Origin of the sequence: Acinetobacter sp. UBA3106 (assembly GCA_002365595.1) — a bacterium.
Lineage (GTDB): Bacteria > Pseudomonadota > Gammaproteobacteria > Pseudomonadales > Moraxellaceae > Acinetobacter.
The window spans coordinates 198301-213724 of record DFAM01000016.1; the positions used below are offsets into that span (position 1 = coordinate 198301).

Consider the following 15424-nt stretch of genomic DNA (forward strand, 5'->3'; position numbering starts at 1 on the left):
TTTAGAAAGAAAGTTAGTTTAAATCTTGCTAGCCCTTTTTCACCAAATAATGAAATTCTTTATTACCATTTTCATCCAGTCGTTCTTCCTGCAACAACAACTCATGCCCCAAATGCATACAAAATTTTGGAATATCCCAAGAGGTTGAATTATCTGTGGCAAAGACTTCAACGACATCTCCAGACTTAGATTTACGAATCGCCTGATGTAACATCATTACCGGTTCAGGGCAACGTAATCCACGGGTATTTAATTGAATGCTGGGAGTGACAGAGGGTTCAGACATCAGAAAACTCAGGTTTAAAATCTGCAATTATTTTAGCATAAACATAAAGACCCGGTGATATGTAACAAAATTAAGGAGATAGCCTTTTTTTTTGACTCAATTACCCATAATTTAGACCAATATTAGCGATAGACAACTGTATTTTCTACGGTATGATGAAAATTATGTTTTTTAGATATTAAGAGTCTTTAGGAAAGATCATGCACGAGGAATCAGGCCCGTCGTGGGGCATGCGCGGCTTACGCAAATGGTTGGGTACAGCACCCGAAACTCGCGACGAACTGCTAAAATTAGTACAAGATTCACGTCGTTTTTTAGAACCCGATACCGTGGCCATGCTTGAAGGTGTACTTGACCTGCCTGCCACTAAAATTCGTGAGGTCATGACCCCGCGAACGGCCATGATCAGCTTGCAAGAAGACGATCAGCTACTCGATATTCTGCATGTACTGGTTGAATCGGCACATTCACGCTTCCCTGTGTTTTCATCTGACCAGCCGGATAATGTGGTCGGGATTTTATTGGCCAAAGACCTCTTACCATTCCTGACTGAGCCGACAACCAAAGTGGACATTCGTGCCTTAATGCGCCAACCACTGTTTGTGCCAGAAAGTGCACGTTCTGACCAAGTGATGCGGATGCTGAAAAATACTCAAACCCACATTGCAGTGGTGATTGATGAATACGGCACCACTTCGGGTCTAGTGACACTGGAAGACATTCTAGAAGAGATTGTCGGTGAAATTGAAGATGAGCATGACAAGGTCGATGAAGAAGCCCAGTATATTATTCCGGACAATGATCCGCATACGCCGAATACCTGGCTAGTTCAAGCACTTACACCAATTGAACATTTTAACAATGTTTTAGATGCTGAATTTTCTGATGATGAAGTAGAAACTGTCGGCGGTTTATTGCTTCAAGAAATTGGTTTAGTCAGCGATTTACAAGGTCAAGTCATTGAACTTGAGAATTGGGAATTCACCATTTTAGAAGCAGATGCCCGTACTATTCATCTGATTCGAGCTGTCCGTAAATGAGAACTTACTTTGATAAGCTGTTAAATTCATCTCAACAACACAAGCAGCTCCCTTTTATTTATCCCTTTTTAATTTCGCTTTTTTCAGGTGCTGTGTTCAGTTTTGCACTGGCGCCTTATTATTACTGGTGGCTGGCCCTGCTGTCTCCAGCCTTACTCTACGCGTCATTGCGTAAACGCTCTGCGCCACAAGCCTTTTTCATTGGCTGGGCTTATGGTTTTGGCTTGTGGTTTGTCGGTGCCTTCTGGTTATATACCTCAATCCATGTCTATGGTGATACCAGTGCTTTCTTAAGTGTACTGATGATTGCCTTTATGGCCTTGGTCATGGGTTTATTTACCGCATTGCAAACCTGGATCTACCGTCGCTTTTTCTCGGAAACACCGCTAACTTTTGCCCCATTATGGGTATTTTTTGAATGGGCAAAGACCTGGGTATTTACCGGTTTTCCATGGTTATTTGTCGGTTATGCCTTTACCGAGCGTTTTCTGGATGGCTATGCGCCCTTATTCGGAATTTTCGGTGTTTCGTTTGTGGTCATTATACTGGCCTGCGCACTGGTCGAAATTCTAAATAAACGCCTGTTCTGGGTCATTCCTTCAGCCATTTTACTGCTGGGTGCCTGGGGAGCTTCTTATCTTCAATTTGTTGAAGAAAAAGATGAGAAACCACTTTCCGTTTCCCTGATTCAAGGCAATATTCCGCAAGACCTGAAATGGCTGACTGAATATCAGGTCAAGACCTTGATGATCTATGCCAACTTAAGCCGGACTGAATGGGGACGTGATCTGATCGTTTGGCCGGAATCTTCCATTCCCATGTTCCAGACTGATATAGAACCCTTTTTAGATGCCATGAAAGTTCAGGCCAATAAAACGGGAACTGCCTGGGTCTCCGGTATTCCTTATTGGGATTTGAAAGAATCAAAAACTGAACAACGCCCGATGTACTACAACAGTATTATGGCTTCGGGTGATGAATCTGAAGGCTTGTATAAAAAGCAGCGTTTAGTGCCGTTTGGTGAATACGTTCCTTTATCGGGCTGGCTGAGCTGGGTACTGCCTGCTTTACAGAATGACCCTTCTATGAGCGGTTTTTCTCGTGGAGCACGTGACCAGAAACCACTCGATATTAAAAACCATGCGCTGGGTGCTGCGATCTGTTATGAAGTGGCTTATCCCAACCTGACCCGTCGCAACGCCAGCCAAAGCGATTACCTGGTCACCGTTTCCAATGATGCCTGGTTTACCGGAACGGCAGGACCTTGGCAACATTTACAAATGGTGCAAATGCGCGCTAAAGAAAATGGACGCTGGTTTATTCGTGCTACCAATACTGGTGTAACAGCCTTTATTGATCACAACGGGCATATTGTGAAACAGGCACCGACTGATCAAACAGCGATTCTTCGTGGTGAATTGCCTGCGATGCAGGGCGAAACCTTGTATATGCGTCTGAGTGACTGGCCTATTCTGGGTTTCTCATTGTTATTGTTAATTCTAGGTTGGATTTACCGTCCACGTCAGGTGGATATCTCGTTTAAATCACGGCGTTAGCTTTAAGTGTTCCCTCTCCTCTTAGGAGAGGGCTAGGGAGAGGTAAATTATTTATGATTAATCGCCCTCATCCTCTTGCGGAATATATTCTTTATCCCAGAGAGAGAAAGAATAAAAAGGCACTAAAAACCGAGGTCAATGCCTCGGTTTTTTATCGAACTTAATTTATAGCTGAGTCACCAAATACGACATCATGCCAGTTAAAAATAGCATGGGAATATAACGATAAATTTTTACAACACTGTGCTCTAAGGCTGAAGCATGTTCTTGTTTTAAGTTTAATACAGTGGCTTTTAATGCAGACCAGAAACACAAAACGAATAATGCGCTCAATACACTAATTGCAAAAAAGCCTACCATGATCTGGCTGCTTCCTTCCGTTGCATTCCATAAAGTGAAAATGCCCTGACTGATCGGAAGCAAACTTAAAATTAAAAGAACAGACTTGAGCATTGCCCAGTGAAATTGATTAATTTCATCCGATATGATTAATGCTTTCATTCCATTCTCCCCGGCAAAATTGTTGCCATTTAGAACATTATGCAAGCTTTTGAATAAATAGAAAGTCTAATTCAATCCCCATTTAAGTATTATTGTAACTATCAAATATGGGAATAATTCTTATTATAACTCTCAAACAACGACTATTATACTAAATTATTAAAATTCAATAACTTAAAATATATTTTATAATTAAGATTTATTATCACTTCACTTAGTATTGATCCATTAGATTAAGTGAAGTGATATATTCTATTAACTCAAAATAAATAATGATTTTGAATTAAGGTTGATAATAAATATCGGCATCTGTTCCTTCACCGCCTTCTTTGCCATCAGCACCAAAAGAATATAAATCGAATGCACGGCCTTCCGCACCGGGAATCACATATTGAATATCATTATCCCAACTGTCTTTTGGATAGCCACCTTTGACATAACCACCCGGCATCCAGTTTTTAGCCGAAGCCGGCTGATTCACAAGTGCATCTAAACCGCCATCCTGCATAGAAGGATATTTACCATTATCCAGTTTATATTGGTCTAAAGCACCTGCTACCCCTTTTAAGGTAATGGCAGAAGTATCCACCTTGGCTTTTTCACCACGCCCCATCACATTAGGAACAATCAGCGCCGCCAATACGCCTAAAATTACAATCACCACCATCACTTCAATGAGGGTAAAGCCAGACTGCTTCACTTGATATCGTTTCCCTTGCATCTCACTCTCTCGCACAATCATTATCTTTATAAAATGTAAAATCAGTTAAATCATATTGTTCATATTCACAATCGGCAACATCACCGCGATCACAATCACTAAAACGATACTTGCCATTAACACCAACATTAACGGTTCAAGTAGTGCAAGAAGTGTTGAAATCAGGGTTGTGACTTCCCGATCCTGCATGGTCGAGGCACGCTCCAGCATTCGATCCAGCTCACCTGAGGTTTCACCACTTTTGATCATTTGTACCATCATCGGTGGGAAATAACCACTGCGCTCCAGTTGCGTTGCCAGATTGCCACCTTCGGTGACTTTCTCCGCTGCCAGATTGACCGAATCACGGATCACCCAGTTATTGCTCACTGCAGCGCCAATTTTAAGGGCATCCACCAAAGGCACACCGGATTGGGTCAAAATCGACAAGGTACTGGCAAAACGTGCTGCATTTATACCACGCGATAATTTACCAAATAATGGCAATTTGAGGGTTAAACGGTCAAAAGCATAATGCCCGGCAGATGTTCTTAAAAAACGCGCCAAAGCAATAAAACCAAGCACACTTGCCACCAGCAAAAATGGCCAGGCCACCCGGATAAAATCGCTGGCTTTCATTAGTGCCACCGTAATCCATGGTAAGGCACCCTTACTTTGATCAAACGTCTTTACAATATCGGGAACCACATAGGTCATCAGCCCCATCACAATCGCAAAGGACATCAGCATGAGAATAATCGGATAAATCATCGCACCCTGCACTTTTTTCTGCATGGCAAAGCGGTTTTCAGTGTAATCTGCCAACTGATCCAGAATTAAATCCAGATGTCCCGAACGTTCACCTGCGGCAATGGTGGCAATATATAAGTCAGGTAAACGTCCGGCTTGCTGCAAGGCATTGGCCAGAGAATGTCCTTCCATGACTTTGGAGCGCACCGACATCAGCAAATTCTGTACATGAGCTTTTTCACTTTGCTTGCCTACAGCACGCAGCGCCTCCTCTAAAGGAATGGCAGCTGCCACCAGCACTGAAAGTTGACGAGTAAATAGTGCCAAATCATAGGCGGTGATTTTTTTCTGAAACCAGCCTGCTGAGTGATGTTTATCTTTTTGCTCAACCGGATCAACCGTCACTGGAATCAGCTCTTTGTCTCTGAGCTGTTGACGGATTTGACGTGCAGAATCACCCTCTAGCACGCCTTTTTGCTGCTTCCCTGAAGCATCAATGGCAGTAAATTGGTATGCAGGCATTGTGATGCTCTAATTTTCTAAAATTTCCTTCAGCGCTGTTGCGTCTGACCACCAAAATCATTCATATTCTGAGATATAAATGATTTGTTCACTCTAACATAACTCGATCTTGAGCACGACGAAATTTGATCAGGACCTTTTGACCCTTATTTATGCCAAATACACCATCGACGCCAACTGACATTTATCGTATTCGTGTTGCTGTACCTGTACATATCTATGACTGTTTCGATTACACCGTAACAGCTGAACAATATCAGCAAGCTGAAGTCGGAGCACGTGTTGCCGTGTCATTCGGACGGCAAAATCTGGTCGGGATTATTGTTGAAAAATTACCAGCAGATACTCCGATTGATCCACATTTTAAGCTCAAAGCCATTACCGAGTTGCTGGACGACCAAGCGCTTTTAGATCAAAAAACCTTAAACTTGCTCACCTGGTCAGCACAATATTATCAATTTCCGATTGGAGAAGTTTTTCAAAGTGCCTTGCCCACCTTTCTACGCCAGGGTAAACCGTATAATTTATTGGCCCGCATGTGGAAAGTTTTGGATTTAGCTGCTGAAGCCAAAGTGACACGTTCCGAAAAACAGCAACAAGCCTATAAAATTCTGAAATTACATCCTCAGGGAACCACAGAAAATATTTTAAATCTGGCCGGCATTGAAACGGCGACACTCAGAGCTCTGGAAAAAAAAGCCATTGTGGAGTGTGTGCTGGAAAATCAGGATTTTAGTCCGCAACCGGTCACACTGGCGCAAATGCCACTCACGGCCAATGAAGATCAAAAGCATGCCATTCAACAGGTATTGAAAGCACAGAAAAAATATCAGGCCTTTTTACTCGATGGCCTTACCGGTAGCGGCAAAACTGAAGTCTATTTACAGATCATGCAAGAGGTGCTGAAACAAGGTAAACAGGTCTTGGTTTTAGTGCCTGAAATTGGTTTAACACCACAAACCATTAGCCGTTTCCAGTCGCGCTTTCACGGCCATATTGTGCTGCTGCATTCTGGGCTGAATGACTCTAAACGCTTACAAGCCTGGCAAGCGGCGCAAACCGGTAAAGCCTCGATTATTTTAGGTACCCGTTCTGCCATTTACACCCCGCTGCCTAATCTAGGCTTGATTATTCTCGATGAAGAACACGATCTTTCATTTAAACAGCAGGAAGGTTTTCGCTATCACGCCCGTGATGTCGCGATGTATCGGGCTCATTTACAAAGCTGTCCGATTATTTTGGGTTCAGCTACCCCGAGTATCGAAAGTTATGCACTGGCAGAATCGGGGAAAATGACCCGTTTAGAGCTGAATCAGCGGGCTGGTGTAGCACTGATGCCCAAGATTCATCTGATTGATCTGAAAATTGCACAAAAACAGAATGGCATCAGTCAAAGCCTGATTGATGAAATTCAAAAACGGCTGGATAAAAAAGAACAAGTATTGGTGTTTTTAAACCGCCGTGGTTATGCTCCGGTGTTGATTTGTGAAAGCTGTGCCTGGCAAGCGAAGTGTCCGCATTGTGATGCCAATTTTACCGTGCATCGCCAGCCTTATCAGCATTTGCATTGTCACCATTGTGGCAGTATTCATCGTATGCCCGATCATTGTCCGCAGTGCAAGCATACGGAACTGAAATCCATTGGCCTGGGCACAGCTAAAGTGGAAGAACACTTGCAACAATTATTCCCCAATTTCGATGTGATTCGGGTCGATCGCGATTCCACCAGCCGGGTCGGGAGCTGGCAAAAAATTTATGACAAAATCCAGAAAAGTGAACCGATTATTTTACTCGGCACGCAAATGCTGGCCAAAGGACACCATTTTCCTTATGTCACTTTAGTGGCTATTTTGGATATTGATTCAGGTTTGCTCAGCGTGGATTTTCGTGCTACCGAACGCACGGCGCAACTGATTATCCAAGTCGCTGGCCGTGCCGGACGGGGTGAACGCAAAGGTGAAGTGTATTTACAAACCCTGAGACCCGATCATCCCCTACTCAATACCTTAATTGAAAAAGATTACCGGCATTTTGCTAAGCAAACCTTAACAGAACGTCAATCAGCACTGTTACCGCCTTTTCGCTATGCAGCACTGATTCGCTGTGAATCGAAAAGTCAGGAACAAAACCAGGAATTTTTACAGCAGCATGCCCAAGCGCTCAGACAGATTTCTGAAAACCTGATTGATATCTGGGGACCGATTCCCGCCCCAATGGAACGTAAAGCCGGGCGTTATCAGGCGCATATGGTACTGTTATCGCAAGATCGTGCCCGATTACATTTTTATATTCGTGCCTGGTGGCAAAACATGTTGCATCAAAAGCCCTCAACCATGAAACTTACACTGGATATAGACCCTCAGGAATTAAGCTAAGCCAAAGTTCATGCTTTGCTCAATTTTTTTGAAATGAGAATAAATTCTAGGACGGATCGATGTCGTTACTGTTACAAATTACGATTTTCCTTGGTGCTTCGCTACTCTTGGTTCCCTTAGCCAAGCGCTTTGGCATTGCCACCGTACTCGGCTATTTGTTTACCGGTATTTTGCTCGGTCCCAGCGTATTCAATCTGGCCAGTGACCCGGAAGCGATTCAGGAACTGGCTGAATTTGGCGTTATTTTGTTGATGTTCATTATTGGTCTGGAGCTACGTCCACAACGACTGTGGGAAATGCGTAAATCGATCTTTTTGATGGGTAGCTTGCAGGTCGGTATCAGCGGCATTATTCTGGCCCTACTGATCTTTTTTGCCTTAAACCAGAGTCTTTCTGCCAGCTTTGTGATTGGCATGGCACTGGCCCTTTCCTCTACAGCTTTTGTCCTACAATTGCTTTCAGAAAAGCAGCAACTGAATACCACCTTCGGGCAGCAATCGTTTTCTATTTTACTATTCCAAGATATCGCCGCTATTCCGCTCTTAGCGATTATTCCATTACTGGCCGGTACTGAATCAACCCATCATGGCGTTGCCTATTTCGCTGCAATCATTGCGACCTTTAGCGGTTTGTTCCTGTTTAGCCGCTATATGATGCGTCCTTTCTTCCGCTTTGTGGCCAAAAGTGGCGCACATGAACTGATTACAGCGGTCGGTTTGTTTATTGTCTTGGGCGTGGTTGCACTGATGGATGTGCTCGGCATCAGTACCACTTTGGGGGCTTTCTTAACTGGGGTACTATTGGCAGATTCCGAATTTCGTCACGAACTTGAAGCCAGCATTGCGCCCTTTAAAGGACTGTTACTGGGTCTGTTCTTTATGACGGTTGGCATGACCACCCAATTATCCCTGCTGGTTGATATGCCGTGGCTGATTATTGGCGGTGCATTCATTTTAATGCTGGTGAAAAGCGTCACCCTGACTGCCATTGCCCGTTATTTAAAATATTCATGGCGCAACAGCTTGCTGCTGGCGACCTGTTTATCTCAAGGTGGTGAATTTGCCTTTGTGGTGCTGAAAGTTGCCAGTAGTGAAAAAGTCATCACCCAGGCGATGCTTGAGCCTATCACATTGATTGTGACCCTTTCCATGGTGCTCACCCCAATGCTGTACTGGCTGATTAGCCGCTGGATTATTCCATTCATTGATAAAGAAAAAACTCCTGTTTATGATGAAATTCCCGATACGCATAACCCGATGATCATTGCCGGTTTTGGCCGTTTCGGACAGATCATAGCCCGTATTGCCCATTTACAGCACCAGTCGTTTACCGCTATCGACAGTAATCTGGAAAAAGTCGATTTCGTGCGAAATTATGGCGGTACGGTATACTATGGGGATGCCACACAACCCGATATCTTACGTTCCGCCGGCATTGAACACGCCAAAGTCTTTGTACTTGCGATTGATGATATTGAAGACTCGATGAATGTGGCACGTCATATTCGCTTGAACTATCCCCAGCTAAAACTTTTAGTGCGTGCCCGAGACCGTCATCATGTGCATTTACTGCGGGATTTAGGTGTCGAACATATCTGGCGTGAAACGTATTTATCCTCCCTCGGGATGGCTTATTGCGCTTTACGTGAGTTAGATGTGAACGAAGAAGATGCGTATAAGAGTATCGAACTGTTCCGTGATTACGATGAGAAATTATTGCTTCAACAACAACGGGTTTATACTGATGAGCAGAAGATTTATGAAACCCATCGTAATGCGCTAGCAGAACTGGAACATTTATTTGAAAGCGATGCCCAGATTCGTCAAGAACCGATTGGCGTCAATTTGCAACGCGGCTTAGCACATCAGCGTATTGATGTCACAAGAGATGATAGTAACTAGCTTGTGTTTTACAATATAGACACCATTAACACGGGCTATTGGAGAAATTTATGTCTGAATTACGTCAACGCTTTTATATTGAAAATTGCCCGATTCGTGGTGAAGTGGTCCATCTTGAAAGCGTTTTGCAAACGATTCTTGCGCAACGTGATTATCCGCAAGCCATTCAAATTCTTTTGGGGGAAATGCTCAGTGCCACTGCTTTATTAGCCAGCACCCTGAAAATCAAAGGCCGCATCAGCCTGCAAATTCAGGCAGCTGGTACATTCAAATGGGCTATGGCGGAATGTAACCATCGCGGTGAAATCCGAGCTTCAGCCGATTACGAAGAAGATCCGCGTTTTTTCCAGGCAGAAAACAGCAGCAAGGTGTTGAATGCGCTAGTCAATCCAGTGCTGTTTATTAATATCGAGCCTGAATTTGGGGAACGCTATCAAGGCATTATTGCGCTCGAGCACGATACCTTGGCCGGTTGTTTAATGCAGTATTATGATTTGTCTGCACAAATTCCAACGAAAATTGTTTTGGCCAGCACCGCTGAACGCTCAGGTGGTCTGTTGATTCAACTCTTGCCACGTAATAGCGAAGAAGAACAGCAACGTGTGGATGAAGACCTTTGGCCACGCCTCACCATGCTGACCGAAACTTTAAAAGCGGAAGAACTCACAGATCTTGAACCGACTGAAATTCTGTACCGTCTGTACAATGAGGAAGATGTACGCTTGCCTGAAGCGGAACCATTAAGCTTTGGCTGTACCTGTTCTAAAGAACGCTGTGCCAATGCCTTAATTCAAATTGGTGTAGAGGCAGTGCGTGAAACTTTAGAGTTCCAGAACCCGATTACCATGGATTGCCAGTTCTGTAGCACCCGCTACACTTTTACTGCTGAAGAAGCCTTTGGTTTATTTGGCAAACACCTCAGTTGATTTTATGCAAGTCAATAAAATAGGGCGGCTATAATAGCTGCTCTTTTTTTTATTTTAAAAAATAAAATACCTTATTTTTTATATTGTTTTTTTACACTTGTATTTAAAATATTTTAGCGTAAAATTTCATTTCAAAATAAAGCAAAATAAACTCAAATAATGCTTTATTTTTAGTGCATAAAAATAAATTAATAATTGGGAATATCGACTATATGAACACAAAAATAATGCTCAGTATATTATTACTTCTGGCCTGTCCCTTTATTCATGCAAAAACACTCGATTTAGTGGGAATATGGAAAGCCATTGATGACAAAACAGGCTATGCTCGGGCTGACGTTCTTATTACCAAAAAAGAAAATGGCGGCTATCTGGGAACAATTATTAAAGTCCATGCCATTCCGAACCGTACTGCCCTTGATCATTGTGAAAAATGTAAAGGTGCGCTTAAAAATGCCCCACTGATTGGCTTACCTATTTTGTCAGGTTTTAAGCAAAATCCTAAAAAAGCAGATGAATTTATTGAAGGTAAGGTACTTGACCCTCTTTCAGGTCATGTCTATCAAGGCAAAGGACGTCTGAATACACGAGGCAATGTCCTGACCTTACGTGGCTATATTGGCACCAGTTTGCTTGGCCGAACCGTGTCCTGGATTAGAGTGGATTAACCATGCTTCACCTTCAGCACAAGTTTTTACCTCAGCCCGGTTAGGAACTTGTGCAGCCTCTATTTATAATCTTAAATATCTATTCAATTCCGCTCTTATATTCAAGCAATAAATTATCTTTTATTACCTGTTTATTTATATCAAACGATAAATTTTATTATTAATACCTATAAAAATAATAATATTTCATGCAGTAAATAAAAATGTATTTTACCTTCAGTTAAAATATCAATTGGTTAAAAACTTAAAGTTTTAATATTCAAATCGGGTACTTTTTAATCAAAAAAAATTCAAAGAATAACCCACATAACACAATCAATTATTTATGTGACTTATTTAGCAATTTAACCATTTGATTTTATAGATACTTATCGTTATAAATTAGGCGTTTTACTCTAAAAATATAAAACTTTCAGTTCAAAGGGGGAATTAATGAAGAATTTATATAAAGGCGTTGTGGCGGGGATACTATTAGCAACCCTATCTTCATTGAGTTTTGCAGAAAACGATAACGATCCCTTGGTGGGCAAATGGAAAACCATTGATGACCGAACCGGTTACTCTCGTGCCGATGTAGAAATTAGCAAAAAGCCGGATGGTACCTATGAAGGAATTATCGTGGCGACCCGTAACATTCCTGGTACAGAAAAGATGGGGGTTTGTTCAAACTGCCCAGGCAACTTAAAAAATAAACCGTTTATTGGCTTGCCTTTTATTTGGGGATTTAAAAAGAATCCAGATAACCCACGCGAATTTAATCATGGTCGTGTACTTGACCCGATTGGCGGCAAAGTCTACAAGGGCAAAGCACGCCTCAGTGCCAGTGGCAAGCACTTAAACCTGCGTGGTTATGTTGGTGTATCGGTGATTGGCCGCAGCGTGACCTGGATTAAATATTGATCTTACTCATGATTTACCAAGGCTCCTGTTAAGGGGCCTTTTTTTGTCATGAATTGAAACAATAAGGTACAGTTCTATACTGTTTCAGATTTATGAAAAGCATAATAATGATTAAAACATAATCAATTTTAGCTTCTCATTTTATGCCTAAAAGTCATTACGAAGTTCTTGGCATTAGCCGAAATGCCACCCAGGATCAAATAAAGAAAGCCTACCGGAAACTGGCTCGAAAATATCATCCTGATGTGAGTAAAGAGAGTGATGCTGAAGCAAAGATGCAAAGTATTAATGTGGCTTATGACACCTTAAGCAACGAAGAAAAAAAAGCTGAATATGATTTTCAGCTCGATCATCCAGAGGCTTTTTATCAATCCGGGGCACAGACAGGAACCGGTGGTTTTGATAATGCCCATTTTTATAATCAGGGATTTAATCAGCAGCATTCCAATTTTAGTGGTTTTGAAGATCTGTTTGGACGCTTTGGTTCAGGTTTTGGCGGCGGTAATTATCAATATCAACAGCAGCAAAGACAGCAACAGCGCAGTTATCAGGGCGAAGATCAACATGCCAGTATAGAAATTGATCCCGAAATTGCTTATCACGGTTCAACCCAACAGATTACCTTGCAGATTCCGACTTTAAACGCCTATGGCGAACCTGAAGTTCAGCGTAAGACTTTACAGGTCAAAATTCCTAAAGGCATGAAAGAAGGTCAACACATCCGTCTGAGTGGTCAAGGTCAGACTGGCATCAATGGCGGCAAAAATGGTGATTTGTATATTGAAATTCACTATAAGGACACAGCACGAATGCGGGTAGAAGGCGCCGATATTTATTACAACGTGAATATCACCCCTTGGGAAGCAGCCTTAGGGCAAAGCATTGAAATATCCACGCCCGCAGGACAAAAAATTCAGGTGAATGTGCCTAAAAATGCCAAAACGGGTCAACAACTCAGGCTCAAGGACAAAGGGATTCCGAGCAAAGTACCCGGTCATCTGTATCTGGTTTTAAATATCGTGTATCCAACTGCACACACTGAACATGAACAGCAGGCTTACCAAGCTTTTTCTGAAACTTTTGCAACGTTTAAGCCTCGCAATGTTTAAGGAGAACATCATGACCACTATTCATTATCGTGAAATTATATCTGATGAAATTAATCCTCCAGATGTCATTGATGATTATTACAGTTTTGATTTAAAGCATTTTGCCGATGCGTGTGGACAAAGTCCGGAATGGGTTTTACAACTGCTTGAATACGATATTTTAGACACCCGTCCAGAAGAAAGAATTCATCAATTTTTTGGTGATGATGTTTCACGTGCACGTCGGGCCTACCGTTTGCAGCGTGACTTCGATGCCAGCTTCTCTGCGGTGGCAATGATGCTCGATTTAATAGATGAAGTGCAACAATTACGTAAACAGGTCAAACACTTGAATATCAAAGATGCTTAAAGCAACTTTTCTGCCTCCTGGCTACCGTCTATAGATCAGGTACGGGTGGCTATTTTGTTCTGAAATTCAACGCTGGAGAATAATCTAGGCTTATGAAAACCAAAGAATGCAATAAGAAAGTGAAGAAAATGTTTCCTGAACATCAGGAACTGATCCATAAATTACGGCATGAAGATCCTCATTTCGCTAAAATATTTGAGAGCCATCAGGAATTAGATAAGGAGATCACTCAGCTTGAACTCAATCCGGTTAATCTGATTAATGAAGATATTGATTCATTAAAACGCAAGAAGCTCAAAATGAAAGATGAAATTTACAAAATTCTGGCCCAGAATGCTCAAGTAAGTTGAGCTTTAAGCCTGCAAAAAATGGGACAAACCATGTTGAGCTTTGATTGAACTGCGCTGGATTGTGCATAGGCCCAGTGAGGATAGATAAAAACTGACCTTTTATTTTAACTTGGTCAGTTTTTCAACCTCTTTCATGGTGTCTTTGACCGATTGCTTGATCGGCTCATAATTTAAAAACCAGAACAGGTTTACGTGTTGATCTTGATGCTGCTGGGCCAATAAATCGATGACGCTTTTTTCCCCGCGGCCTACCAGATGGCGACGATAAAAATAATACACCAGCAGTGCCGTCGTGATCAGCATCACCATCAGCATGCTCCAAAACCCGGTGGGAGATTTTAAGCCTGGAATAAACTCAAAGTTCATTCCATAAATCCCGGTTAATAAGGTTAGAGGGGCAAAAATTGCGGTAATAATGGCCAAAATTCGCATATTTTCATTGGTCTGATTGGCAATGGCAGAAAAATGCAAATCGATGGCTGCCTGAATAGAGGTACGCAAACGAATGGTATGTTTTTGAATTCGGCCTACATGGCTGACCAGGTCATCCATCCGCACCAGCATAATATCTTGCCGTTCAGATTTTTTCTTGCCTTTTAAATGTGGATAATTGTCGACAATTTCATCCCGCAGTTCCTGTAAGGCATCAATTTGTTCTTCACAGAGATTCTCTACTTGCTGAAAAGACATGCTTTCCTGGAATAACTGATCCCATTTGGTAAATCTGCGGTGACCTTGGAGTAATTCTTGCTGCCAAAATTCTACACGTCGGGTTAAAGGTACTCGTAAATCCAAATAACCATCGATAATACTATTCAGCAAACGTAAAGCTAAATCTAAAGGCGTGGAGGAAACTTTACGTGATTTATTTTGATCTTGTACAGTACGGGTGAAATTCATTTCTATCCGTGAAATATAATTCTCAACTGCCCTATTGCCCTGTTCACGCACAGTAACCAGCACTTGCGGCGTGATGATAAAACTCACCGGTGTCGTGGCCAAACCAAACATCTTTTCATGCTGTTCCAGCGCTTGTGCTCCGGTCTTGATGTCATCATCAGGTGTAATCAGTTTACGAAAAATCAGCAGGTCATAATCTTCCATGCTATCGAAAGTACACGGATGTTCCAGATTCAAAACATCTTTTAGATGAAACTCGTTTAACATCAGCTGACTATATTGGTAGATTTCTTTTTGCCATTCATCTGCACGGTTCACTACATCTTCTCGGGTACAATCAATCCATACAAAAACTGGTTCAGCTTGGGCATTTTGGTTTTTTTGTACAAAAATATGCTGCTCAATAGGATGTTGGTAAAAATAATAAACCTGCATATCAACAATTCTCTAGGGTACTTTCTTATATTGTCTAACTGATGGAAATTGCAATAATTTAATCCCACTAGCTGCGATAAAATTATGAGCGGCGAGAAAGTATTAAGCAATAACATACAACTGGAAGTGCATCTTTTAAATCGAATTTTCTTTCTG

15 protein-coding genes are annotated in these 15424 nt (G+C 42.1%); 10 read left to right on the forward strand and 5 right to left on the reverse strand.

Features of this window, described 5'->3' with window-relative positions; translation table 11 throughout:
- Nucleotides 1–28 precede the first annotated feature (28 nt).
- Entirely contained in the window at nucleotides 29–286 is a 258-nt protein-coding gene (gene tusA / locus B4C48_RS08920; protein ID WP_291355657.1) for a sulfurtransferase TusA, read from the reverse strand.
- Between the two features lie 200 nt (nucleotides 287–486).
- On the opposite strand from tusA, the gene B4C48_RS08925 reads away from it, so the two are divergent.
- The gene (locus B4C48_RS08925; protein ID WP_291355659.1) at nucleotides 487–1326 is read left to right on the forward strand and encodes an HlyC/CorC family transporter; all 840 of its coding nucleotides are present in this window, start codon (nucleotides 487–489) and stop codon (nucleotides 1324–1326) included.
- A complete protein-coding gene (gene lnt / locus B4C48_RS08930; RefSeq protein WP_291355661.1) occupies nucleotides 1323–2882 on the forward strand; it encodes an apolipoprotein N-acyltransferase in 1560 nt (519 codons plus the stop codon). Before B4C48_RS08925 ends, lnt begins: the two co-directional genes overlap by 4 nt.
- 165 nt (nucleotides 2883–3047) lie before the next feature.
- Here lnt and B4C48_RS08935 read toward each other — a convergent pair whose 3' ends face one another.
- From B4C48_RS08935 to gspF, 3 genes are all read right to left on the reverse strand, one after another.
- Entirely contained in the window at nucleotides 3048–3383 is a 336-nt protein-coding gene (locus B4C48_RS08935; protein ID WP_291355663.1) for a hypothetical protein, read from the reverse strand.
- Between the two features lie 283 nt (nucleotides 3384–3666).
- Complete coding sequence (gene gspG / locus B4C48_RS08940) at nucleotides 3667–4104, reverse strand: type II secretion system major pseudopilin GspG (protein ID WP_291355665.1); 438 nt, start codon at nucleotides 4102–4104, stop codon at nucleotides 3667–3669.
- Nucleotides 4105–4149: 45 nt separating this feature from the next.
- Nucleotides 4150–5355, reverse strand: a complete 1206-nt coding sequence (gene gspF / locus B4C48_RS08945; RefSeq protein ID WP_291355667.1) for a type II secretion system inner membrane protein GspF — start codon at nucleotides 5353–5355, stop codon at nucleotides 4150–4152.
- Between the two features lie 152 nt (nucleotides 5356–5507).
- On the opposite strand from gspF, the gene B4C48_RS08950 reads away from it, so the two are divergent.
- The 8 genes from B4C48_RS08950 to B4C48_RS08985 all read left to right on the forward strand — a co-directional run bounded on the left by B4C48_RS08950 (nucleotide 5508) and on the right by B4C48_RS08985 (nucleotide 13933).
- Nucleotides 5508–7730, forward strand: a complete 2223-nt coding sequence (locus B4C48_RS08950) for a primosomal protein N' (RefSeq protein ID WP_291355669.1) — start codon at nucleotides 5508–5510, stop codon at nucleotides 7728–7730.
- 59 nt (nucleotides 7731–7789) lie between these two features.
- Complete coding sequence (locus B4C48_RS08955) at nucleotides 7790–9631, forward strand: monovalent cation:proton antiporter-2 (CPA2) family protein (RefSeq protein ID WP_291355671.1); 1842 nt, start codon at nucleotides 7790–7792, stop codon at nucleotides 9629–9631.
- A 50-nt stretch (nucleotides 9632–9681) separates the two neighbouring features.
- Nucleotides 9682–10557: an Hsp33 family molecular chaperone HslO gene (locus B4C48_RS08960; protein ID WP_291355673.1), complete on the forward strand. Its 876-nt coding sequence runs from the start codon at nucleotides 9682–9684 to the stop codon at nucleotides 10555–10557.
- 212 nt (nucleotides 10558–10769) lie between these two features.
- A complete protein-coding gene (locus tag B4C48_RS08965; RefSeq protein WP_291355675.1) occupies nucleotides 10770–11225 on the forward strand; it encodes a DUF2147 domain-containing protein in 456 nt (151 codons plus the stop codon).
- Nucleotides 11226–11657: 432 nt separating this feature from the next.
- Nucleotides 11658–12125, forward strand: a complete 468-nt coding sequence (locus B4C48_RS08970) for a DUF2147 domain-containing protein (RefSeq protein ID WP_291355677.1) — start codon at nucleotides 11658–11660, stop codon at nucleotides 12123–12125.
- 143 nt (nucleotides 12126–12268) lie between these two features.
- Nucleotides 12269–13234 carry a DnaJ C-terminal domain-containing protein gene (locus B4C48_RS08975; RefSeq protein ID WP_291355678.1) on the forward strand — a complete coding sequence of 322 codons (966 nt, stop codon included), beginning with the start codon at nucleotides 12269–12271 and terminating at the stop codon, nucleotides 13232–13234.
- Nucleotides 13235–13244: 10 nt separating this feature from the next.
- Nucleotides 13245–13583, forward strand: coding sequence for a chaperone modulator CbpM (locus tag B4C48_RS08980; RefSeq protein WP_291355679.1), 339 nt, complete (start codon nucleotides 13245–13247; stop codon nucleotides 13581–13583).
- A 92-nt stretch (nucleotides 13584–13675) separates the two neighbouring features.
- Nucleotides 13676–13933 carry a YdcH family protein gene (locus B4C48_RS08985; protein ID WP_291355681.1) on the forward strand — a complete coding sequence of 86 codons (258 nt, stop codon included), beginning with the start codon at nucleotides 13676–13678 and terminating at the stop codon, nucleotides 13931–13933.
- A 99-nt stretch (nucleotides 13934–14032) separates the two neighbouring features.
- Here the strand turns inward: B4C48_RS08985 and B4C48_RS08990 are convergent, their stop codons facing one another.
- Nucleotides 14033–15268: a magnesium transporter CorA family protein gene (locus B4C48_RS08990; RefSeq protein ID WP_291355683.1), complete on the reverse strand. Its 1236-nt coding sequence runs from the start codon at nucleotides 15266–15268 to the stop codon at nucleotides 14033–14035.
- Nucleotides 15269–15424: the final 156 nt, after the last annotated feature.

Coding starts and splice junctions, on each gene's coding strand:
- tusA (WP_291355657.1), bottom strand. CDS start 286: ATGTCTGAACCCTCTGTCACTCCCAGCATTCAATTAAATACCCGTGGA.
- B4C48_RS08925 (WP_291355659.1), top strand. CDS start 487: ATGCACGAGGAATCAGGCCCGTCGTGGGGCATGCGCGGCTTACGCAAA.
- lnt (WP_291355661.1), top strand. CDS start 1,323: ATGAGAACTTACTTTGATAAGCTGTTAAATTCATCTCAACAACACAAG.
- B4C48_RS08935 (WP_291355663.1), bottom strand. CDS start 3,383: ATGAAAGCATTAATCATATCGGATGAAATTAATCAATTTCACTGGGCA.
- gspG (WP_291355665.1), bottom strand. CDS start 4,104: ATGCAAGGGAAACGATATCAAGTGAAGCAGTCTGGCTTTACCCTCATT.
- gspF (WP_291355667.1), bottom strand. CDS start 5,355: ATGCCTGCATACCAATTTACTGCCATTGATGCTTCAGGGAAGCAGCAA.
- B4C48_RS08950 (WP_291355669.1), top strand. CDS start 5,508: ATGCCAAATACACCATCGACGCCAACTGACATTTATCGTATTCGTGTT.
- B4C48_RS08955 (WP_291355671.1), top strand. CDS start 7,790: ATGTCGTTACTGTTACAAATTACGATTTTCCTTGGTGCTTCGCTACTC.
- B4C48_RS08960 (WP_291355673.1), top strand. CDS start 9,682: ATGTCTGAATTACGTCAACGCTTTTATATTGAAAATTGCCCGATTCGT.
- B4C48_RS08965 (WP_291355675.1), top strand. CDS start 10,770: ATGAACACAAAAATAATGCTCAGTATATTATTACTTCTGGCCTGTCCC.
- B4C48_RS08970 (WP_291355677.1), top strand. CDS start 11,658: ATGAAGAATTTATATAAAGGCGTTGTGGCGGGGATACTATTAGCAACC.
- B4C48_RS08975 (WP_291355678.1), top strand. CDS start 12,269: ATGCCTAAAAGTCATTACGAAGTTCTTGGCATTAGCCGAAATGCCACC.
- B4C48_RS08980 (WP_291355679.1), top strand. CDS start 13,245: ATGACCACTATTCATTATCGTGAAATTATATCTGATGAAATTAATCCT.
- B4C48_RS08985 (WP_291355681.1), top strand. CDS start 13,676: ATGAAAACCAAAGAATGCAATAAGAAAGTGAAGAAAATGTTTCCTGAA.
- B4C48_RS08990 (WP_291355683.1), bottom strand. CDS start 15,268: ATGCAGGTTTATTATTTTTACCAACATCCTATTGAGCAGCATATTTTT.